General features: G+C 72.2%; 20 protein-coding genes. 15 read left to right on the top strand and 5 right to left on the bottom strand.

Annotated elements, in window-relative coordinates:
- A partial coding sequence (locus tag VG276_18065; GenBank protein ID HEV8651238.1) for a nickel transporter occupies positions 1–332 on the top strand: 332 nt, incomplete at its 5' end.
- Positions 333–616: 284 nt separating this feature from the next.
- Here the strand turns inward: VG276_18065 and VG276_18060 are convergent.
- Complete coding sequence (locus VG276_18060) at positions 617–1,168, bottom strand: DUF305 domain-containing protein (GenBank protein ID HEV8651237.1); 552 nt, start codon at positions 1,166–1,168, stop codon at positions 617–619.
- A gap of 210 nt (positions 1,169–1,378) precedes the next feature.
- Here VG276_18060 and VG276_18055 point away from each other — a divergent pair, with 210 nt between their 5' ends.
- Positions 1,379–2,248: an LLM class flavin-dependent oxidoreductase gene (locus tag VG276_18055; GenBank protein HEV8651236.1), complete on the top strand. Its 870-nt coding sequence runs from the start codon at positions 1,379–1,381 to the stop codon at positions 2,246–2,248.
- A gap of 156 nt (positions 2,249–2,404) precedes the next feature.
- On the opposite strand, the gene VG276_18050 is transcribed toward VG276_18055, so the two are convergent.
- The 3 genes from VG276_18050 to VG276_18040 all read right to left on the bottom strand — a co-directional run bounded on the left by VG276_18050 (position 2,405) and on the right by VG276_18040 (position 6,222).
- Positions 2,405–4,525, bottom strand: coding sequence for a S9 family peptidase (locus VG276_18050; GenBank protein ID HEV8651235.1), 2,121 nt, complete (start codon positions 4,523–4,525; stop codon positions 2,405–2,407).
- Between the two features lie 6 nt (positions 4,526–4,531).
- Positions 4,532–5,347 (bottom strand): SGNH/GDSL hydrolase family protein, encoded by an 816-nt coding sequence (locus tag VG276_18045; protein HEV8651234.1) that lies wholly within the window; start codon positions 5,345–5,347, stop codon positions 4,532–4,534.
- Between the two features lie 404 nt (positions 5,348–5,751).
- A complete protein-coding gene (locus tag VG276_18040; protein HEV8651233.1) occupies positions 5,752–6,222 on the bottom strand; it encodes a hypothetical protein in 471 nt (156 codons plus the stop codon).
- 146 nt (positions 6,223–6,368) lie between these two features.
- Here VG276_18040 and nth point away from each other — a divergent pair, with 146 nt between their 5' ends.
- On the top strand, positions 6,369–7,307 hold the full coding sequence (gene nth, locus VG276_18035) for an endonuclease III (GenBank protein ID HEV8651232.1): 939 nt from the start codon (positions 6,369–6,371) through the stop codon (positions 7,305–7,307).
- Between the two features lie 178 nt (positions 7,308–7,485).
- Here nth and VG276_18030 read toward each other — a convergent pair whose 3' ends face one another.
- Positions 7,486–7,743, bottom strand: coding sequence for an Rdx family protein (locus VG276_18030; protein HEV8651231.1), 258 nt, complete (start codon positions 7,741–7,743; stop codon positions 7,486–7,488).
- Positions 7,744–8,094: 351 nt separating this feature from the next.
- Here VG276_18030 and VG276_18025 point away from each other — a divergent pair, with 351 nt between their 5' ends.
- The 12 genes from VG276_18025 to VG276_17970 all read left to right on the top strand — a co-directional run.
- Positions 8,095–8,472, top strand: coding sequence for an ATP-binding protein (locus VG276_18025; protein HEV8651230.1), 378 nt, complete (start codon positions 8,095–8,097; stop codon positions 8,470–8,472).
- A 108-nt stretch (positions 8,473–8,580) separates the two neighbouring features.
- On the top strand, positions 8,581–9,273 hold the full coding sequence (locus VG276_18020) for a TetR/AcrR family transcriptional regulator (GenBank protein HEV8651229.1): 693 nt from the start codon (positions 8,581–8,583) through the stop codon (positions 9,271–9,273).
- Positions 9,270–10,187 carry a 1,2-phenylacetyl-CoA epoxidase subunit PaaA gene (gene paaA, locus VG276_18015; protein HEV8651228.1) on the top strand — a complete coding sequence of 306 codons (918 nt, stop codon included), beginning with the start codon at positions 9,270–9,272 and terminating at the stop codon, positions 10,185–10,187. The genes VG276_18020 and paaA overlap by 4 nt, the downstream gene beginning before the upstream one ends.
- Before the next feature lie 65 nt (positions 10,188–10,252).
- Positions 10,253–10,546 carry a phenylacetic acid degradation protein PaaB gene (locus tag VG276_18010; protein HEV8651227.1) on the top strand — a complete coding sequence of 98 codons (294 nt, stop codon included), beginning with the start codon at positions 10,253–10,255 and terminating at the stop codon, positions 10,544–10,546.
- A gap of 44 nt (positions 10,547–10,590) precedes the next feature.
- Positions 10,591–11,454, top strand: coding sequence for a 1,2-phenylacetyl-CoA epoxidase subunit PaaC (paaC, locus tag VG276_18005; GenBank protein HEV8651226.1), 864 nt, complete (start codon positions 10,591–10,593; stop codon positions 11,452–11,454).
- A gap of 16 nt (positions 11,455–11,470) precedes the next feature.
- Positions 11,471–12,013, top strand: coding sequence for a 1,2-phenylacetyl-CoA epoxidase subunit PaaD (gene paaD, locus VG276_18000; protein ID HEV8651225.1), 543 nt, complete (start codon positions 11,471–11,473; stop codon positions 12,011–12,013).
- 186 nt (positions 12,014–12,199) lie between these two features.
- Positions 12,200–13,834 (top strand): ABC transporter substrate-binding protein, encoded by a 1,635-nt coding sequence (locus tag VG276_17995; protein HEV8651224.1) that lies wholly within the window; start codon positions 12,200–12,202, stop codon positions 13,832–13,834.
- 69 nt (positions 13,835–13,903) lie between these two features.
- A complete protein-coding gene (locus VG276_17990) occupies positions 13,904–14,908 on the top strand; it encodes an ABC transporter permease (GenBank protein HEV8651223.1) in 1,005 nt (334 codons plus the stop codon).
- An 8-nt stretch (positions 14,909–14,916) separates the two neighbouring features.
- On the top strand, positions 14,917–15,825 hold the full coding sequence (locus VG276_17985; GenBank protein ID HEV8651222.1) for an ABC transporter permease: 909 nt from the start codon (positions 14,917–14,919) through the stop codon (positions 15,823–15,825).
- 53 nt (positions 15,826–15,878) lie between these two features.
- Complete coding sequence (locus VG276_17980; protein HEV8651221.1) at positions 15,879–16,895, top strand: ABC transporter ATP-binding protein; 1,017 nt, start codon at positions 15,879–15,881, stop codon at positions 16,893–16,895.
- Positions 16,896–16,941: 46 nt separating this feature from the next.
- A complete protein-coding gene (locus VG276_17975; protein HEV8651220.1) occupies positions 16,942–17,988 on the top strand; it encodes an ABC transporter ATP-binding protein in 1,047 nt (348 codons plus the stop codon).
- Positions 17,989–18,862: 874 nt separating this feature from the next.
- The coding region (locus VG276_17970) for an IS630 family transposase (protein HEV8651219.1) at positions 18,863–19,071 on the top strand (209 nt) is incomplete at its 3' end.

Below are 19,071 nucleotides of genomic sequence, written 5' to 3'. Positions count from 1 at the left end.
GGCGGCGCGGCTTGGTGGTGCTAGGGTTCGCGGGCGGGCTCGTGCCCAGCCCGTCGGCGGTGGTCGTCCTGGTCGGCGCGCTCGCGCTCGGCCGCGCGTGGTTCGGCGTCGCCCTGGTGGCGGCATATGGGGTGGGCATGGCGGTCACCCTCACCGGCGTCGGGCTGCTCCTGGTCCGCCTGCGCGCCCGCCGGGTCGCCGACCGGCCGGGGGGGCGCCACGCCCGGCCCGGCTGGCTCGCCCTGGCCCACCGGGCCCTGCCGGTCGTCACCGCCTCGCTGATCGTCGCGACCGGTCTCGCCCTCGCGCTCCGGGGTGCAACCCAGCTCTGACCGCTGGGCGGCTCCGGCCAACCCGACGCCGACGGCCGGGCAGGTGCCCCGGCGGGGCCGCTGTGGCAGACGGCCTCGCCGGGGCGCACGGATTCGGGTCGCATCCCCCCCTTCGCCGCCGGTGGCACCGACGCAGGTTAGCCGGACAAGCTGTTTAAGAGTACTGAATCAAACGAAAGGCGCAAGACCCCGAAAGATGACGGAGCCGAAGAAGACGTAGGGAGGGAGGGAGGCTCGCGCCGCGGCGCGACGGGGCGCGAGCGGCGGGCCAGGCCTTGGCCGGGCTAAGAGCCCTGCGACCAGGCCTGCTTCCAGCGCGCGAGCTGGCCGATCTCGGCCTGGCGACCCGACTTGACCTGCTCGGCCAGCTGGCGCACCTCGCCCAGCGAGCCCTCGGCCAGCTCGGCCTCGGCGAGCCTGACCGCGCCCTGGTGCAGGGCGGTGAGCGAGTCGGCGAAGGCGAGGTCGAACTTCGTGCCGGTGAGCGCATCGAGCTGGTTGAGCTGCTCGTCGCTGAGCAGGCCGGGAGGCAGGGTCTCGCTGTCGGCCGCCTCGGGCTGGACCGGCTTGCCCCACCGCTGGAGCCACTCCTGTAGCTTGACGATCTCGTCGCCTCTGCTCACGGTCACGTCTTTGGCCAGCTGGCGCAGCTCCGGCCGGGTGGTGTGCCCCTCGACCAGCTCCACGACCTCGGTGGCCTGGTCGTCCTGGGCGAGCAGGCGCTGCGCGAAGGCCACGTCGGCGTCGTTCAGGGATCCTGAGGCCGGCCTGTCGGCCTTGCCCGACCCGGTGCAGGCGGCGAGCAGCACACAGCACACCAGCACCAGACGCCGCATCCGCTCACCTTCTGACCTTGCCGTCGACCACGCCGGGACCGGCACACCGGAGCAGTGTAGGGCGGTTCACCCCGAACCACCGCAAACCGTGACGGCAACGTTGCCCTGCCACCAGGTGGGTCGCCGAATGTCACACCTTCCCGTCATCGTGGTCGGTTGCCGATCGTCTGACGGAGGTGCATTGATGCGGAGCGGGGCGGAGGTGCATTGATGCGGAGCGGGGTCGTGCTTCCCAACATGGGCGTCTTCGCGGACGCCGCGCTCGTGGCCGAGCTGGGCCGGGAGGCGGAGGAGGCGGGCTGGGACGGCGTCTTCGTCTGGGACGCGCTCAACCCGCCGATCGAGGACCCGCGCAACCAGGCTGCGTGCGATGGGTGGGTCGCGCTCGGGTTGCTCGCCACCACGACGCGGACGGTGACGATCGGCACGATGATCACGCCGCTTTCACGCCGGCGTCCGTGGAAGGTGGCACGGGAGACGACCACTGTCGACCACCTGTCGAGAGGCCGGCTCGTCCTGCCGGTGGGGCTGGGCGCGCTCGACGACGCCGCCTTCTCCAAGGTCGACGAGCAGACCGACCGCCGTGTGCGGGCACAACGCCTGGACGAGGCGCTGGCGATCCTCCAGGGGTGCTGGAGCGGGGAGCCGTTCGAGTTCTCGGGCGAGCAATTCCGGATCGAGGAGTCGACCTTCCTGCCGCCGTCGTACCAGCGGCCGCGGGTGCCGGTGTGGGTGGTCGCGGCCTGGCCGCGCCCGAGGTCGATGGCGCGCGCGCTGCGCTGGGACGGGATCATGCCGGTGGTGATGCCCCGTGGCGGCGAGGGCCGCGACCCGAGCCCCGACGAGATCCGTGCGATCCGGGCCCACGTCGCGGACAGGGTCGACGACCGCCCGTACGACCATGTCGTCGAGATCAGCACCCGCGGCAAGAGCGACGCCGAGGCGTCGGAGACCGCTGCCGCCTACGCCGAGGCGGGCACGACGTGGTGGCTCGAGCCGGTGTGGGAGCTGTTCTACCAGCACCCGGGCGAGGTCCAGCCGCTGCGCGAGCGCGTCCTGAAGGGGCCGCTCCCGCGCTGAGCAGCCCGGGGTCGCCGCGGGGCAGCCGGGGTCGCCACAGAGTAGCTGGGGTCGCCACAGGGCGGCTGGGGTTGCCGCACAGAGCAGCCGGGGGTCGCCGCAGAGCAGCCAGAGCAGCCAGAGCAGCCGGGGACCGCCGCGGCGGCCGGAGTCGCCTCAGAGCAGCTCGGGCCGCACCCAGTCCTTGCCGAGCACGTGGGTGTCGAGGAAGGCCAGAACGGTCTGGTACCAGACGCGCGCGTTCTGCGGCTTGAGCACCCAGTGGTGCTCGTCCGGGAAGTAGAGGAACTTCGCGTCCACCCCGTGGCGGCGGAGGTCGGTCCAGAGCCGCAGGCTCTCGCCGATCGGCACCCGGTAGTCGCGCTCTCCGTGGATCACCAGCATCGGGGTGCGGATGCGGGCCGCGTGGCGGTCCGGGGACCAGTCCAGGTAGCGACACTCGTCGAGGTCCGGGTCGCCGAACTCGCGCTCCCACCAGGCGGCGTGGTCGGTGGTGCCGTGGAACTGCCGGAGCGACCAGATGCTCGCGTGCGTGACGATGCAGCGGAAGCGGTCGGTGTGGCCGGCCACCCAGTTGGCCATGTAGCCGCCGAACGAGCCGCCCATCGCAGCGGTCCTGGCCCCGTCCACGTCCGGCCGGGCCGCCGCCGCGTCGACCGCGGCCATCAGGTCGGTGTAGGGCAGCCCGCCCCAGCGGCCCCAGCCGCGGTCGACGTACGGCTGGCCGTACCCGGTGGACAGGCCCGGGTCGGGCAGGAGCACGGCGTAGCCGCGGGCCGCCAGCAGGTGCGGGTTCCAGCGCCAGCTCCAGTCGTTCCACGACGACAGGGGGCCGCCGTGGATGAACGTGACCAGCGGCGCCGGGCGCTCGCTGGACGCCCCCTCGGGCAGCACCAGCCAGGAGCGGACCCGGGTGCCGTCGCCGGCGGCGGCCTCCACCTCGGCGACCCGGCCGGGCAGCTGGAGCGGCAGGCCGGGCGTTGGCAGCGGCCTCGGGGCCTGCTCAGCGGTTGCCGTGTCGAGCACGACCACCTCGGGCGGCGAGGCCAGGGACGACCGCAGGGCATACAGCCGGCGCCCGTCGGGCGCCGGGCAGAGGTGGCTGTAGGCGCCATCCGCAGCGAGCCGGGTGACCCGCCCGGCCGTCGCGCCCGCAGCGGGTCGGTCCGGGTCGCCGGAACTGCCTGACGCCTCCTCGCCCGGGGCGGGCCCGACCTGCCCGCCGTCCAGATCGACCCGGAACACCGGGGCGCGGCCGTCCTGGTCGGCGACGAAGAAGACCGCGGAGCCGTCGGGCGCCCAGGCCGGGGCGGACGGCCACGGCTCGAAGCCGGGGGTCAGGTCGCGGCCTTCGCCGGTGGCGAGGTCCACCAGCCACAGGGTCAGCGATGGCCCCGAGTCGGGCGTGCCGTGTCGGACGTGCTGGCAGACCGCGAAGCGCCCGTCCGGCGAGCAGGCCACCTCGTCGACGGACGCGCCCGGGTCGTCGAGCAGCACCCGCTGCTCGCCGCTGCCCGCGTCGATCGCAAGCAGCCGGGTGCGCGGGTTGCGCACGTCGTCGACGTTCCAGGTGGTGACGACCGTGGAGCCATCCGGGGTGACCGAGAAGCTCGCCTCGTCGAGGGCGTGCCCGGGCGCCGGGGTAAGCTGCCGGCCCTGCTCCATGCGGCCGTCGTCGCCGGGCGGGGGCGGTGCGGCGAGCAGGCGTGGCGCTCCGGGGCCCAGGTAGCGGTCCCAGAAGCGGATCGGGTAGCCCTCGAAGAGCTGGGCCTCCACCCCGGCGTCGGAGGCCGCCTTGATCCGGCGCTCCTCGTCGTCCAGGGTGCCGGCGGCCGGGTGCAGGCGCGTCGCGTATACGACGGTGCCGGCGTCCCGGGCGACGGCCACGGCATGGATCCCGGCCGGGGCCGACGCGACCGGGCGCGCCTCCCCGCCCTCAGCAGGCAGCAGCCAGATGGCGGCCTTCTCCTCGCCGTCCCCGTCCTCGTCCGGCTTGGCCTCCGGGTCCTTGCGGGCGGAGGTGAACAGCAGCGAGCCGCCGGGCAGGAACGCGGCGCCGCTCTCCCCCGGGGCCGAGCGGGTCAGCCGCCGCGGTGGCCGGTCACCCCCTGGGTCGAGCTCCCACAAGGCGGTGACGAACTTCTTGCCGTCGGGCGCCACCGTCGCCACCGGCGCGACCAGGCGGGTGCCGTCCGGCGACAGGATGAGCCCGGCCACCCGGGGAAGGGCGAGGTAGGCGTCGAGGTCGAACCGGGCCTCGTCCGGCAGCCGCCTCATCGGTCCTCAGCCCGCGAGGTCGCCGGCGAGGTCGAGATCGGTGTCGGCGGGCGGCGCGCCCCGGGCCGAATCGAGAGCCTCGCGCACGGCTCGGCCGTAGATGGTGCCGAGGAAGGCGTAGCCAGCGCTCGACGGGTGGAACAGGTCGGCGCTGAACATCTCGCGCTTGCCGCGGAAGGCGTCCCGGGTGTGCTGCGCGACCTCGAACACCTGGATGCCGTGGGGGCCAAGCACGGACTTGTAGACCCTGGTGAGAGCCCACGCCCGCAGGCCGAGCAGGTTGCGCAGCGGCCAGTGGAAGCAGAGCGCGACCGAGGCCGGCGGCAGGCCGGAGACGACCACCACCGCGTGCGGGGCGACGGTGTGCAGGCCGGCGGCGAGCAGGTGGAGCTGGGTGCGGATCTCACGGGTGGGGGTGCTGTGGGTGAGGTCGTTGGTGCCCACGCAGATCAGCACCACGTCGGGGTCGAGCCCGGCGAGCCGGGGGAGCTGCTCCCCCACGACGTTGCGGAGCCGGGAGCCGGACACCCCGAGCGAGTGGAGGTCCACCCGGTAGCGGTCGGTGAGCGCCTTGGCCACGCCGTAGGCGAGCGTGTCCTCGGCCGCGTCGGCGCCGACCCCGGCCACCGAGCTGTCCCCGAGCACGGCCACGGTGAGCGGTTCGGCCTCCTCGGGGCCGACCATGCCGCTGATCTCGAGCACGGGCGAGGAGGGGATGAACTTGTGGTGCATGGCCGCCCAGACCTCGGCGGCCAAGGTCGTGACCATCGCCCCACCAGCCAGCAGCGCTGCACGGCCCACGTACCGGAACTGGATGCTCATCGTCCCCCTCCTCGCCCAGAGCGTACGACCTTTTGTCTGGTTTGGGGAGGACCTGCACGCTTGGGGGGAATCTGCATGGTCGACGGCGGGGCCGGTGGCCCTGGCACGTCTGGGAGGGGATCGTCCTCACCGACGGGCTGGAGCGGGCTCATGCCGCCCTCTGCCCGGGAGCGGGCCAGTGGCCGGTACGGTGCCGGCGCGGATCGGATGCGCTCGCCATCGTGCCCTCGGCGTCGAGTGCCTGATTCCCCTGCTCCAAGTGTAACCAGGCCGTCGAGAGAGCGAGACCCCCTTTTGCCCCGGCTTTTGCCCCGGCTTGCCCCGCGGTTGCCCCAGCCTTGCCCAGCCTCACCCCGGCCGGGGCGGCCGCTTCGCTGCGTGCGCCTCAGGCCTGGTCAGCCGCGCTACGCGAGCACGCCGAGCTGGCTCGGGTCGCGCACGTAGCGGCCGACCAGCTCGGCCGTGCAGGCGTCGAGGCGCTGGTGCAGGACCCGGCGGTAGACCGACAGCTCGACCTCGACCTCAACCAGGCCGCGCTCGACCTCGGCCAGCTCGGCCAGGTGGTTCCAGGGGATGGGGGTGTCCCACAGCGTGCCCAGTCCGGCCACGGGCCGGGCCTCCTCGTCCAGGCCGACCAGCGTCCATGCCGGCGAGCGCCGCCGTGCCGCCGAGCGTCCGGCCACGGCCAGCCGGGCCAGGCTGCCAGGTGCCGGCACGCCCCCCTCCAGGCCGGTGCGGACCAGGTCCAGCCGGCCCTGCACGAGCCGGCGCCAGTAGCTCACCCGGCGCTCCTCCTCCTGCAGCGACTCGCGCAGCGCGCGCAGGTGCGCGAGCGGCTGCTCGCGCAGCCGGTCGGCGAAGGCGTCCTCGGTCACGGTGCTCCTCCCGCTCTGCGTGCCGAGGCGTCACACCCCGGCGGGTCTCCCTGGAGGAACCTCGGCACCTGGACGCCGCCACTTCAGTCCCGATCCGGATGCCGCCGGGGTGGCCCTGCACCTCGAGGCGCGCATACCATCCGGCAATGGCCGATTCCTCCGACGCACCCGTCGCCCGGCGGCGTGGGCGCGAGTCCAAGAAGGCCCGCAAGCAGCGGGCCGCCGAGATCCAGGCCCGGCTCGCGGCCCGCTACCCTGTGCCCACCACCGCGCTCGCCCACGGCTCGGCCTGGGAGCTGCTGGTCGCCACCATCCTGTCCGCCCAGTCCACCGACGAGACCGTCAACAAGGTCACCCCAGAGCTGTTCGCCCGCTATCCCACCGTGGCCCACTTCGCGGCCGCCGACCGGGAGGAGCTGGAGCGGGTGATCTACCCGACCGGGTTCTTCCGCAGCAAGGCACGCTCGCTCCAGGGGGCCGCCCAGTACCTGCTCGACCACCACGGCGGCGAGGTCCCCGACCGGATGGAGGACCTGGTCCTGCTGCCCGGGGTCGGGCGCAAGACGGCCAACGTGGTGCTCGGCTCGTACTTCGGCCGCAACGTGGGGGTCGTGGTCGACACCCACGTGGGCCGGCTGTCGCGCCGGCTCGGCCTGACCGCGCACGACGACCCCGAGAAGGCCGAGGTCGACCTGATGGCGCTGGTCCCGGTCGAGGAGTGGACGAACTTCTCCCACCGGCTCATCTACTACGGGCGCGAGGTGTGCACGGCCAAGGACCCCCGCTGCGACGCGTGCGAGCTGGCCGACCTCTGTCCGTCGGCGTTCCGGGTCGGGCGCTGGGCCAAGCCGGTTCGCACCCCCCGCAAGCCGGCCGGCTCCGCCCGGGCCGCACGGACCCGCGGGGCTGGGAAGCCTGCGGGCGGGCCAGCACCCGCGCCACCGGGCCGGGAGGCTGCCGCGGCTGCGGAGCCCTGGGGCGGGCCAGCACCCGCGCCACCAGGCTGGGAGGCTGCCGGGGCGGCGCAACCCGGGAGCGGGCCAGGGCCGGGGGAGGCCATGGAGCCGCCCGGTGCTGGTCCGTGACGCGATGACCCCGGACCCGCCTGACCATGGCACCGGCGGCGCCCTCGGGGTCGTGGCAGCGGTGGGATCCACTCTGCCATGGCGCGCACAGGCCAAGGCCGGTGGTCTCCGCCAGAGCGCGCTCTCCCACATGGAACCAGGACCGCCGGGGGGCATGCGACCGGCGCCATCTGGCCTGTCACAGCAACTCAGGACCGATGCGTCGGCGGACCTCCTCGGCCACCTCGCCTTGGGCGGCGTGGCGTCCGGTCGACGCCTTGGAGAAGATCAGCTCGCCGTCCAGCGTGACCTCGAACCGCCCGCCGCTCGCCGGCACCAGCTCGAGGCGTTCCAGCACGGGTGCCCACCGCAGCAGCTCTGCCGCCAGACCGACGGCTTCCGGCGTGTAGTTTCAGGGAACGCAGAACTCGATGGCGATGCGATGCCGCGGTTGCAGGACCACCGGGCGACCTCCTGACCGGGTGTAGGGAGATTTGCGCCACCACCTTACGGCGGTGGGGCCAGTGCAGCTCGAGCCGGTGGGGCCAGTGCAGCTCGAGCCGGTGGGGCCAGCTCCGCCTGCCGCCCACGAGGGGAGCCAGCTTGGACGCCGTCGGCCCGTGAGCTTCGGGCGCTGTCCGGCGGGACAGGGCGCTGTCCGGCGGGATAGGCAAAAGGAATCAGTTTCAGCAGCTGCTCTGGTTGGGTATGCCCGACGCTGCCGTGCCATGCCATCGGCGCTTGTCGGATGGGGTGACCGTCGCGAACGGAGGCAAGATGCAGCGCGACCGGCCCGCGCTTCGTAAGCATGCGTAAGCGCTTCGCCGGCCGGACCGACCAGGTCGCTGCCGCCCGCCGTTTCGTGGCCGGCATCCTCTCGCGCCGGGGCTCGCACGCCGACGAGACCGCCCGGCTGCTGGTGACCGAGGCGGCCACCAACGCCCTGCTCCACTCCGCCTCGGGTGACGACGGGGGCAGCTTCGAGGTGCGCTGCGACGTCGACCACGACCGCTGGCTCAGGGTCGAGGTCCACGACGGCGGCGCGCCCAGCGGGCCCCGGCGCCGCGTGCATCAGCTCGACGCGCTCACCGGCCGCGGCTTCGAGCTGTTCGACGCGCTGGCCAGCCGCTGGGGCCACAGCGGCGGCGCCCGCGGCCGGGTGGTCTGGTTCGAGCTCGATCTCTGATCCCTCGCCTGCCGGGCGGTTGCCGCGCTGGGCGGTTGCCGCGCTGGGCGGTTGCCGGGGCCGGGTGCGGGTGCTAGGGTGCCTAACAACTGTTAGTTAGGAGCCAGCATGACCGCACGCCGCCGGCAGATCGAGGACGTGGCCAGCGCCCTGTTCGGCGAGCGCGGGTACGCGGCCACCAGCATGCGCGACATCGCCCGCGCGCTCGACCTGCAGGGCGGCAGCCTCTACGCCCACATCCCCTCCAAGGAGGCGGTGCTCTGGTCGATCGTGGACGATGCGGCGCGGCGCTTCCACGCGGCGGTGGGGCCGATCGCCGACGGGCCCGGTCCCGCCCCGGAGCGGCTCCGGGCGATGATCCACGCCCATGTCGGCGTGCTCGCCGAGAGCCTCGAGCGGGCCAGCGTCTACCTGTTCGAGTGGACCTTCCTGGCCCCTGAGCGGCGCGAGCAGGCGGCCCGGTCGCGGGCCGCCTACCAGGCCCTGTTCGAGCGCGTGATCGCCGAAGGCCAGGCGGCCGGGGAACTGGCCGACGCCGACGGCAAGCTAGCCGCCATCTTGGTCCTGTCCGCCCTGAACGGCCTGCCGCGCTGGTACCGGCCTGACGGGCCCCTGCCCCCAGGCGCGATGGCCGGGCAGTTCGCCGACATGCTCCTGCGCGGGCTCGCCCCGCGCCTCCGGGACGAGGCTGCAGCCGGAGCCCGGCTGCCGTCGGTTCCGGCGGGCAACGGACAGGCGGGTAGCGGGTGCGAGGAGACGAGGGCGCCGGAGCAATGGGAGAGCGAGGGAGCGCGACCATGAACGACCCCGTGCGGCTGCAAGCCTTCAACCGTCACGTCGCCTCGGGCGGCAAGGTGGAGCCGGGCGACTGGATGCCCGAGGAGTACCGCAGGGCGGTCGGCAAGTTCGTCGAGATGCACGCCAACTCCGAGCTGATGGGCGTGCTGCCCGAGCGTGAGTGGATCCTGCGCGCCCCCACCCTGAAGCGGAAGCTCGCCCTGACCGCCAAGGTGCAGGACGAGGTCGGTCACGCCCAGCTCCTCTACCGGGTCGCCGAGGACCTCGGCAAGCCACGCGAGGCGATGCTGGCCGACCTGCTCGCTGGCAAGACCAAGTTCCACAACGTGTTCCACTACCCGACCAGGAGCTGGGCCGACGTCGGCATCATCGCCTGGCTGGTCGACGCCGCCGCGATCGTGGCCCAGCAGGCCCTGCGCGGGTCGTCCTACGCGCCCTACGGCCGGACGATGAAGAAGATCTGCTGGGAGGAGTCGGTCCACATCATGCACGGCCGCGACGTCGTGCTCACCCTGGTGAACGGGACCGCGCGGCAGCGGGCGCTGGTCCAGGACGCGCTGGACCGCTGGTGGGGTCCGCTCATGCAGATGCACGGCCCGCCGACCGACCCGGCCAAGGACCGGGACCTGGCCTGGCGCATCAAGAACAAGGACAACGAGACGCTGCGCCAGGAGTTCCTCAACGTCTACGTGCCCCGCATCCGCGAGATCGGCCTCGAGATCCCCGACCCCGAGCTCACCCAGGACCCCCAGACGGGCCGCTGGCACTACACCGAGCCGGACTGGAGGGAGCTGTACGCGGTCGTCACCGGCCACGGCCCGAAGTCGGCCGAGCGCCTGGCGTTCCGACAGCTCAACTACGAGCAGACCCAGTGGGTGCGTGACACCGTGCTGGCCGCCCCCAGGGCCGCCGCATGACCGCCAGGGGCCCAGGGGCTCATGGAGCCGAAGGCGGTGGCCCCCGGCCGGATCCGGGCGGGCCGATGGAGGTCTACGAGGTGTTCCGGCAGGAGAAGGAGGGCGGCCCGATGGTGCACGGGGGCAGCCTGCTCGCCCCCGACGGCGAGCTGGCCGCCCACTACGCCCGCGAGTTCTACGGGCGGCGCCAGGAGTCGGTCCGGCTCTGGGTGGTGCGACGGTCGGCCATCCACGACGTGGCCGACCCCGACCTGCTGCAGCCGCCGATGGACCGGTCGTTCAAGAAGCCGGTCGGGTATTCGACCGGCATCAAGCAGAAGCTGGCCGAGGCCCGCGAGCGCGCGGGCGGCGCAGAATGAGCGCGCAGGCGCACCCGTGGCCCGGTGCGGAAGGGGGTGCGCCGATGAGCGCGCTTGCCACCCCGGGGACCGGCCCGACCGGGACGGGCGCCACGGGACTCGACGACGACACCAGGGACGCGCTGGCCGAGCTGCTGCTGTTCATGGCCGACGACGAGCTCATGCTCGGCTACTGGGACTCGGAGTGGACCGGGATCGCGCCCCTGCTCGAGGAAGACGTGGCCTTCAGCTCCCTCGCCCAGGACGAGATCGGCCACGCCCAGGCCCTGTACGAGCTGCTGGCGGACCTGACCGGCGAGCCGGCCGACCGGATCGCCTACGGCCGCGAGGCCGGCGGCTACCGCCAGGCCGCGCTGCTGGACCACGCCCGTGGCGACTGGGCGTTCTCGATCGCCCGCCGGTTCCTCTACGACACCGCTGACGCGGTCCGCCTGGACGCCCTGGCCGGCTCGTCGTATGCGCCCCTGGCCGGGCTGGTGGCCAAGATGCGGCGCGAGGAGCGCTACCACCTGGCCCACATGCACGCCTGGATGGTGCGGCTGGCCCGTGGCGGCGAGGAGCCCAGGCGACGGCTGGCGGCCGCCTGCGAGCGGCTCTGGCCCGACGCGCTCGCCGTGCTCGCGCCGCCAGCCGGGGAGCGGCGCCTGCTGGACGCCGGCATCCTGACCCAGCCGTTCGCCACCTGCCGGCAGCGCTGGCTCGAGGAGCTGGCTCCGCTGTTCGAGGAGCTGCGGCTGCCGTTCCCGTTCCGCCTGGCCGGGGCGGGGCTGCCCGGGCAGCCCGGCCGCCTGGAGCCGACCTTCCCGGAGCCGGGGCCGGAGGGCCGCACCGAGCACAACGACGACTTCCGCTGGCTCTGGGGCGAGCTCACCTCGGTGTACCGCTCCGAGCCGGGCGCGACCTGGTAGGCGGGAGGCGGGGACGATGTGCGCCAGCGCAGCGGCCGGGCTGGAGCGCCGCGTCTGGGACGCGCTCGGCGAGGTCCCCGACCCGGAGATCCCGGTCGTCTCCGTGGTCGACCTCGGCATCGTCCGCGCGGTCGAGGCCGGTCCGGAGCGCATCCGGGTCGAGATGCTGCCGACCTTCGTCGGCTGCCCGGCCCTCGAGGTCATCAGGCGGTCGATCGCCGAGCGGCTCGCCGGCATGGCCGAGCGGGTCGAGGTCGAGCCCACCTTCGCCGAGCCGTGGACCTCCGACCGGATCACCCCCGAGGGGCGGCGCAAGCTGCGCGAGAGCGGCTTCGCCCCGCCCGGCCCGCCCCCGGCCGACGAGCCGGCCGGCCGGCCCCTGTTCGCCACCATCGGCATGCGGCCAGAGGCTCACTCGCCTGAAGCGCGCGAGGTGCGCTGCCCGTTCTGCGGGTCGCGGGACACCGCGCTGGAGAACCCGTTCGGCCCCACGCTCTGCCGGGCGATCTTCTGGTGCAACGCCTGCCGCCAGCCGTTCGAGCAGTTCAAGGCCGTCTGAGCCGTCCCAGCGGGGATCGCATCGAGCAGTTCAAGGCGGTCTCGGCCGTCCCGGCTGAGGATCGCAAACATTAGAAGAGAAGGCATTGCGTGAGGACGGCGCGGTAGGGTCCAATCTGCGAAATGCAGGGGACCATCGTGGGGCCCCGCATGGTGGGAGGTGGGACTCTTGCAACGAGCAGCCGTGATGCTGCGTGTACTCGCCCTCGGGGCCGTGCTCGCCCTCGTCGCAACCGCATGTGGTTCGGAGAAGAGCACGACCGGGGGCCAGACAGGAGGGGCGAAGAAGGGCGGCACGATCGTGTTCGCCGCCTCGTCCGACCCGGTCAGCCTGGATCCGGCATTCATCTCGGACGGCGAGTCGATCCGGGCTACCAACCAGATCTACGAGGGACTGGTCAAGACCAAGGCCGGCGGTACCGAGATCGAGCCGAGCCTGGCCAAGTCCTGGACGCCCAGCGCCGACGCCACGAGCTGGACGTTCGACCTCCAGGAGGGCGTCAAGTTCCACGACGGGACGCCGTTCAACGCCGCGGCGGTCTGCGCCAACTTCGACCGCTGGTACAACTTCAAGGGCGTCCTGCAGAGCGACTCGGTCTCCTACTACTGGGTTAGCGTGTTCGGCGGCTTCAGCGACAAGAAGAAGCCCAGCCTCTACAAGTCCTGCGAGGCCAAGGACGACAAGACGGCGGTCATCAACCTGACCCAGCCGTCGGCCTCGTTCATCGCCGCCCTGTCGCTGTCGTCGTTCTCGATCCAGAGCCCGGACGCGCTCAAGAAGTACGACGCCGACAAGGTGTCGGGCACCGCCGAGGAGCCGAAGTTCGAGAGCGACTACGGCCTCAAGCACCCGACCGGGACAGGCGCGCTCAAGTTCGAGTCGTTCGCGGCCAACGACAAGACCGTGCTGGTCCGCAACGACGACTACTGGGGCCCGAAGTCCATCCTCGACAAGGTCATCTTCCGCACCATCCCTGAGCTGGCGGCCAGGCGCCAGGCCCTTGAGGCCAACGAGATCCAGGGCTACGACAACGCCGACCCGAACGACGTGGAGGCCCTGAAGGCGAACTACCAGGTGCTCCAGCGGCCGGCGTTCAACGTCGCCTACGTGGGCTTCAACCAGAAGAAGAAGCCGCTCGACAACCCCAAGATCCGCCAGGCCATCGCCCACGCGCTGAACCGCGACGCGCTCATCAAGGCGAAGTACCCCGCCGGCTCGCAGGTGGCCAACGAGTTCATGCCGCCCGAGGTGTTCGGCTACAACGACAACGTCACCAAGTACGACTACAACCCGGACAAGGCCAAGCAGCTCATCGCCGAGTCCGGGGTGAAGAACCCGACCCTCGAGTTCTGGTACCCGACCTCGATCAGCCGCCCCTACATGCCCGACCCGCAGGCCAACTTCCAGGCGTTCAAGGCCGACCTGGAGAAGGTCGGCTTCAAGGTCACGCCGAAGTCGGCGCCCTGGCGTCCCGACTACCTGAACGCCGTCCAGTCCGGGGTGGCGCCCGTCTACCTGTTCGGCTGGACCGGCGACTACGGCGATCCGGACAACTTCGTCGGGGTCTTCTTCCAGCAGCCCTCGGCGCAGTGGGGGTTCGACAACAAGGCGATCTTCTCCGCACTGAACGACGCCGAGAAGGAGACCGACGAGGCCAAGCGCACCGACGCGTACAAGCAGGCCAACGAGCAGATCATGCAGTTCCTGCCCGGCGTGCCCTACGCTCACACCGGCCCGTTCGTGGTCTTCGCCAAGAACGTCAAGGGGTTCGTGCCAAGCCCGGTGACCACCGAGCTCTTCTCCGTCGTGTCGGTCGGGTAGCGCAAAGGAGGCGAGTGCGTCGAGGCGGCCCTGGCCCGGCCAGGGCCGCCTCGACGTCACCACACGGTCGTGCTCAAGTTCACCGTCCGCCGGCTCGTCCAGCTCGTCCCGATCCTGCTCGGGTTGTCCATCCTCGTGTTCATCTGGATCCGGGCCCTGCCGGGGGGCCCGGCCGAGGCGCTGCTCGGCGAGCGCGCCACCCCGGAGGCGGTCGCGCGCATGCGTGAGCTGTACGGGCTCGACCGCCCGATCTGGCAGCAGTACCTCTCCTACATGGGCTCGGTGGTGCGCCTGGACCTCGGGCAGTCGGTGGTGAGCCGGCGCCTGGTCACCACCGAGATCCGCGAGCGCTTCCCGGCCACCATCGAGCTGACCGTCGCGGCCATGATCTTCGCCGTCGGCATCGGCATCCCGCTCGGGTTCCTGGCCGCCAAGCGCTACCAGGGCCCGGTCGACCAGTTATCGGTGGCCGGGTCGCTGCTCGGGGTGGCCATCCCCGTGTTCTTCCTCGGCCTGCTGCTCAAGTACCTGTTCGCGGTGAAGCTGCACTGGCTGCCGACGGTCGGCCGGTCCGTCGCGACCTCGACCGCACCCCACCCGACCGGCTTCTACGTGCTCGACGCCCTCATCACCAACGACCGGGTCGCGCTGGTGGACGCCGTCCGGCACCTGATCCTGCCCGCCGTCGCGCTCGGGACCATCCCGCTCGCGATCATCACCCGCATCACCCGGGCCGCCGTGCTCGACGTGGTGAACGAGGACTACGTCCGCACCGCCCAGGCCAAGGGCCTGGAGCCGCGGGTGGTCGACCGCAGGCACGTGCTCAAGAACGCCATGCTGCCGGTGACCACCATCATCGGGTTGCAGACGGGCCTGCTGCTGTCAGGGGCCGTCCTGACCGAGCACGTGTTCGCCTGGGGCGGCATGGGACAGTGGATGTACCAGGCGATCTCGTACCGGGACTACTCTGTGCTGCAGGCTGGCATCCTGTTCTTGGCCGTCGTCTTCGTGGTCGTGAACCTGCTCGTGGACCTCTCCTACGCCCTGCTCGACCCCCGCATCCGGGTGAGGTGACCCTTGTCATGAGCCTCGCCGAAGCCGAAGCCAAGGAACTGCAGCTCGAGGGCGAGCAGCTCGTCGGCCGCTGGGCCGACGCGCGCCAGCGCCTGCTCCGCAACCCGGGCGCCGTGGTCGGCCTCGTGCTCATCGCGCTGTTCGTGCTCGTGGCCGTGTTCGCCCCGCTGCTCGCGCCCTACGACCCGGGCCAGCAGGACCTCTCGGTGATCCGGCCGGGGGTGGTCCCGGGGCCGTCGGCCGACCACTGGCTCGGCGTGGACCAGCTCGGCCGCGACCTCCTCTCCCGCATCATCTACGGGGCCCGCTCCTCGCTCGTCATCGGGCTGGTGTCGCTCGGGTTCGGCGCACTCGTCGGGCTCACCCTGGGCGCGCTCGCCGGCGCGCTCAGCGGCTGGGTCGACACCGTGATCATGCGCCTCATGGACATGATGCTGGCCATCCCCAGCCTGCTGCTCGCGATCGGGGTGGCCGCCGCGATCGGGCGCAGCCTCACCGCCGTGATGCTCGCCATCGGCGTGGTCAACGTGCCGATCTTCGCCCGCCTGCTGCGCGGCTCGATGCTCTCCCAGCGCGAGAGCGACTACGTGCTGGCCGCCCGCGCGCTCGGGGTCAGGCAGTCGCGCATCGTGCTCGGCCACGTCGTGCCCAACTCCATCGCCCCGGTGATCGTGCAGGCCACCCTGGCCCTGGCCACCGCGATCATCGACGCGGCCGGCCTGGCCTTCCTCGGCCTGGGCTCGGCCGACCCGGGCGTGCCGGAGTGGGGCCGGATGCTGGCCGAGACCCAGTCCTTCCTGCAGAACGCGCCCCACGCCGCCGTCTTCCCGGGCCTGGCCATCGTCGTCTCCTGCCTCGGCTTCTACCTGCTCGGCGAGGGGCTGCGCGAGGCGCTCGACCCCAAGTTCCGGCGATGAGCACGGCGGGCGCATACGAAGCCTCGCGCGGCGAGAGGAGAGCGCCGACCACCATGCCCCTGCTGTCGGTCGACGACCTCAGCGTGGTCTTCCAGCGCCGCGGCCGGCGCCCGGTGCGTGCCGTCGACGGCGTCAGCTTCGAGATCGAGCCGGGCCAGACCATCGGGCTGGTCGGCGAGTCGGGCTGCGGCAAGAGCGTCACCTCCCTGGCCATCCTGGGCCTGCTGCCCAAGCGCGGGAACCAGGTGGGCGGCTCGGTCCGGTTCGGCGGCCGGGAGCTGCTCAAGCTGTCCGACGCCGAGCTGCGCGACATCCGCGGCCGCGAGATCGCGATGGTGTTCCAGGACCCGATGACCTCGCTCAACCCGGTGCTCACCATCGGCCGCCAGATCACCGAGGTGCTGCGCCGCCACTTCGGCCTCAAGGGCGAGGCCGCCACCCGGGAGGCGGTGTCGCTGCTCGACGCGGTCGGCATCTCGGCCGCCCGCCGCCGGGTGCGCGAGTACCCTCACCAGCTCTCGGGCGGCATGCGCCAGCGGGCCATGATCGCCATGGCCCTGGCCTGCCAGCCGAAGCTGCTGATCGCCGACGAGCCGACCACCGCGCTCGACGTCACCATCCAGGCGCAGATCCTGGACCTGCTCCGCGCCCTCATCGCCGAGCGCGACACCGCCCTGCTGCTGATCACCCACGACCTCGGTGTGGTGGCCGGCATGTGCGAGACCGTGCACGTCATGTACGCCGGGCGGTTCATCGAGTCAGCCGACCGCTACGAGCTGTTCGCCCGCCCCCGCCACCCCTACACGGCCGGACTGCTCGCCTCGGTGCCCCGCCTCGACCAGGCGCGGGGCGAGCCGCTCCACCCCATCAAGGGCTCGGCCCGGGACACCATCCCCTGGGCCTCGGCGTGCGCGTTCGCCCCGCGCTGCGGCAACCGTGTCGGCCGTTGCACGACCGACAGGCCCGAGCTGGCCCCCGACGGCCTTCCCGGCTCCCAAGGTTCCGGGGTCGACCACCTGCTGCGCTGCTTCAACCCGGTCGGCGCCGAGGCCAAGGAGCCGATCGGATGAGCACGGCGGGTGCCGCCGCGGCCTCGCGCGGGAGGAGGGAGCGCCGGTGAGCCTGCTCGAGGTCCGCGGCCTCAAGGTCCACTTCCCGATCACCTCGGGGCTGCTGTTCGAGCGCAAGATCGGGGCCGTCTATGCCGTCGACGGCGTCGACCTCGACCTGAACCAGGGGGAGACCCTCGGCCTCGTGGGCGAGTCGGGCTGCGGCAAGAGCACGGCCTCCAAGGCGATCCTCCGCCTCATCGAGCCGACCGAGGGCAGCGTCCGCTTCGACGGCGTCGACGTGACCGGGCTGAAGGGCGAGGAGCTGCGCCGGCTCCGGCGCCGCATGCAGATGATCTTCCAGGACCCGTTCTCGAGCCTGGACCCGCGGCAGAGCGTCGGCTCGATCCTGGCCGAGCCGATCCGCACCCACGGCCTCGCCGCCGGCAAGGCGGCCGACGACCGCGTGCGCGAGCTGCTGGAGGTGGTCGGGCTCCCGGCCGAGGCCGCCGGCCGCTTCCCGCACGAGTTCTCCGGCGGCCAGCGCCAGCGCATCGGCATCGCCCGCGCCCTGGCCGTCCGTCCCGACCTGATCATCTGCGACGAGCCGGTGTCCGCCCTCGACGTGTCCATCCAGGCCCAGGTCATCAACCTGCTCGAGGAGCTGCAGGAGGAGTTCGGCCTCACCTTCCTGTTCGTCGCCCACGACCTGGCCGTGGTCCGCCACATCTCCGACCGGATCGCGGTCATGTACCTGGGGAGGATCGTGGAGGTGGCGCCCTCGGACGAGCTGTACGAGCTGCCGCTGCACCCCTACACGATCGCGCTGCTCTCGGCCATCCCCATCCCCGACCCCGAGGTCGAGCTGCGGCGCGAGCGCATCCTGCTTACCGGCGACCTGCCCTCGCCGGCCGACCCCCCGCCCGGCTGCCGCTTCCACACGCGCTGCCCGTTCCGCCAGCCCACCCGCTGCCACGACGAGGAGCCCGAGCTGCGCGCGCTGCGCAGCGGCCACACCGTCGCCTGCCACTGGGCCGAGGAAATCCAGGCCGGCCGGGTGCAGGCCCACGAGGTGCCGGTGGAGGACGCCGACTCGGAGCTGGCGGGCGCCTGAGCTTGTGATTGAAGCCGGCGGGCATTCTGAGAGATCGCCGCTGGGTCGGCGGCGGTGCCCGTGCACTGGTGATGACAGGTCAGGCAGCCGATCTCTCTTCCTTGACCTTCCCGCCCGTATCGCGAAACTGCTCGTCAACGCCGCCCCTGACCCAGCTTCACGCGGAGTTGTCGAGTTCAGCGCCTCAACCTCCCCAGCGCGACCTCGTTGGCATGGTGGGCGGCACCCGCCAGCAAATCAACCGCATCCTCCAGGCCTCCAGTCGCGTGGCTGGATCCGGCTGCAGGACCGCACGATCGTCCTGCTCCGTCGCGATCATCTCCGCAAGCGCGTAGGCCTGTGAGCGAGCCACTCTTCCAGCCGGCAAGGCGGTCGGCCCACCTCAGCGCGGTCTCGTCGGACGACCGTGCCCGGCGTCGAGCCGAAACCCGCCTGGAGAGAGTTGCCTCGTCTGCAGCGAAGGGGGCTCGGCCCACGACCGGGTCCAGCGCCGAGGGGCGTGTTTCGCGGTTTCCAGCCGGAGTACCTGGTTTAATCGATCTGCTCGGAGCAGGCTCGGCGTGCCGGCGAAGAACCATCGCGGGAAGACTCGTCGGGCTGCCTCGTCGGTGACGTCACCCTGATGCGTCAAGCAGACCTGCTCCACATGGGAGTCCTCCTCCAGGATTTCGAGTGCCCGTGCCAACCAGCGTTCGCCCAGCGGCCACGGGGACCACCGGTCGTCCAGATAGAGCACGTAGGAGAGATCCGAGCACACGGCTAGTGCGCTGACCACGAACGTTCACCGGGTCAGCGCGATCGTGTGCTCGCCGGCGCCTTGGGCGCCGGGGGTACTGTCGGCATCGACGTGGTCGAGTCGACAGTACGAGGGGCGATGGCCGAGCCGGTACGGGCACGGCGGCTGAGCGACGAGGAAGGGCAGACGCTGCAGCGGATCGTGCGCCGCGGCAAGCACGGTTCGATCCGGGTGCGGCGCGCGTTGATCGTCATGGCGTCGGCCAGCGGCACCACGGTGCCGGCGATCGCCCGGCTGGTCCAGGCCGATGCCGACACCGTCCGTGACGTGATCCACGCGTTCAACCA

The organism is Actinomycetes bacterium, from assembly GCA_036000965.1.
GTDB lineage: Bacteria > Actinomycetota > CALGFH01 > CALGFH01 > CALGFH01 > DASYUT01.
This window is presented reverse-complemented; position numbering and strand designations above follow the sequence as displayed.

What these genes read in the sequence shown, in the direction of transcription:
- VG276_18060 (HEV8651237.1), bottom strand. Translation starts at nt 1,168, where the DNA reads ATGCGGCGTCTGGTGCTGGTGTGCTGTGTGCTGCTCGCCGCCTGCACC.
- VG276_18055 (HEV8651236.1), top strand. Translation starts at nt 1,379, where the DNA reads ATGCGGAGCGGGGTCGTGCTTCCCAACATGGGCGTCTTCGCGGACGCC.
- VG276_18050 (HEV8651235.1), bottom strand. Translation starts at nt 4,525, where the DNA reads ATGAGGCGGCTGCCGGACGAGGCCCGGTTCGACCTCGACGCCTACCTC.
- VG276_18045 (HEV8651234.1), bottom strand. Translation starts at nt 5,347, where the DNA reads ATGAGCATCCAGTTCCGGTACGTGGGCCGTGCAGCGCTGCTGGCTGGT.
- nth (HEV8651232.1), top strand. Translation starts at nt 6,369, where the DNA reads ATGGCCGATTCCTCCGACGCACCCGTCGCCCGGCGGCGTGGGCGCGAG.
- VG276_18025 (HEV8651230.1), top strand. Translation starts at nt 8,095, where the DNA reads ATGCGTAAGCGCTTCGCCGGCCGGACCGACCAGGTCGCTGCCGCCCGC.
- VG276_18020 (HEV8651229.1), top strand. Translation starts at nt 8,581, where the DNA reads ATGACCGCACGCCGCCGGCAGATCGAGGACGTGGCCAGCGCCCTGTTC.
- paaA (HEV8651228.1), top strand. Translation starts at nt 9,270, where the DNA reads ATGAACGACCCCGTGCGGCTGCAAGCCTTCAACCGTCACGTCGCCTCG.
- VG276_18010 (HEV8651227.1), top strand. Translation starts at nt 10,253, where the DNA reads ATGGAGGTCTACGAGGTGTTCCGGCAGGAGAAGGAGGGCGGCCCGATG.
- paaC (HEV8651226.1), top strand. Translation starts at nt 10,591, where the DNA reads ATGAGCGCGCTTGCCACCCCGGGGACCGGCCCGACCGGGACGGGCGCC.
- paaD (HEV8651225.1), top strand. Translation starts at nt 11,471, where the DNA reads ATGTGCGCCAGCGCAGCGGCCGGGCTGGAGCGCCGCGTCTGGGACGCG.
- VG276_17995 (HEV8651224.1), top strand. Translation starts at nt 12,200, where the DNA reads ATGCTGCGTGTACTCGCCCTCGGGGCCGTGCTCGCCCTCGTCGCAACC.
- VG276_17985 (HEV8651222.1), top strand. Translation starts at nt 14,917, where the DNA reads ATGAGCCTCGCCGAAGCCGAAGCCAAGGAACTGCAGCTCGAGGGCGAG.
- VG276_17980 (HEV8651221.1), top strand. Translation starts at nt 15,879, where the DNA reads ATGCCCCTGCTGTCGGTCGACGACCTCAGCGTGGTCTTCCAGCGCCGC.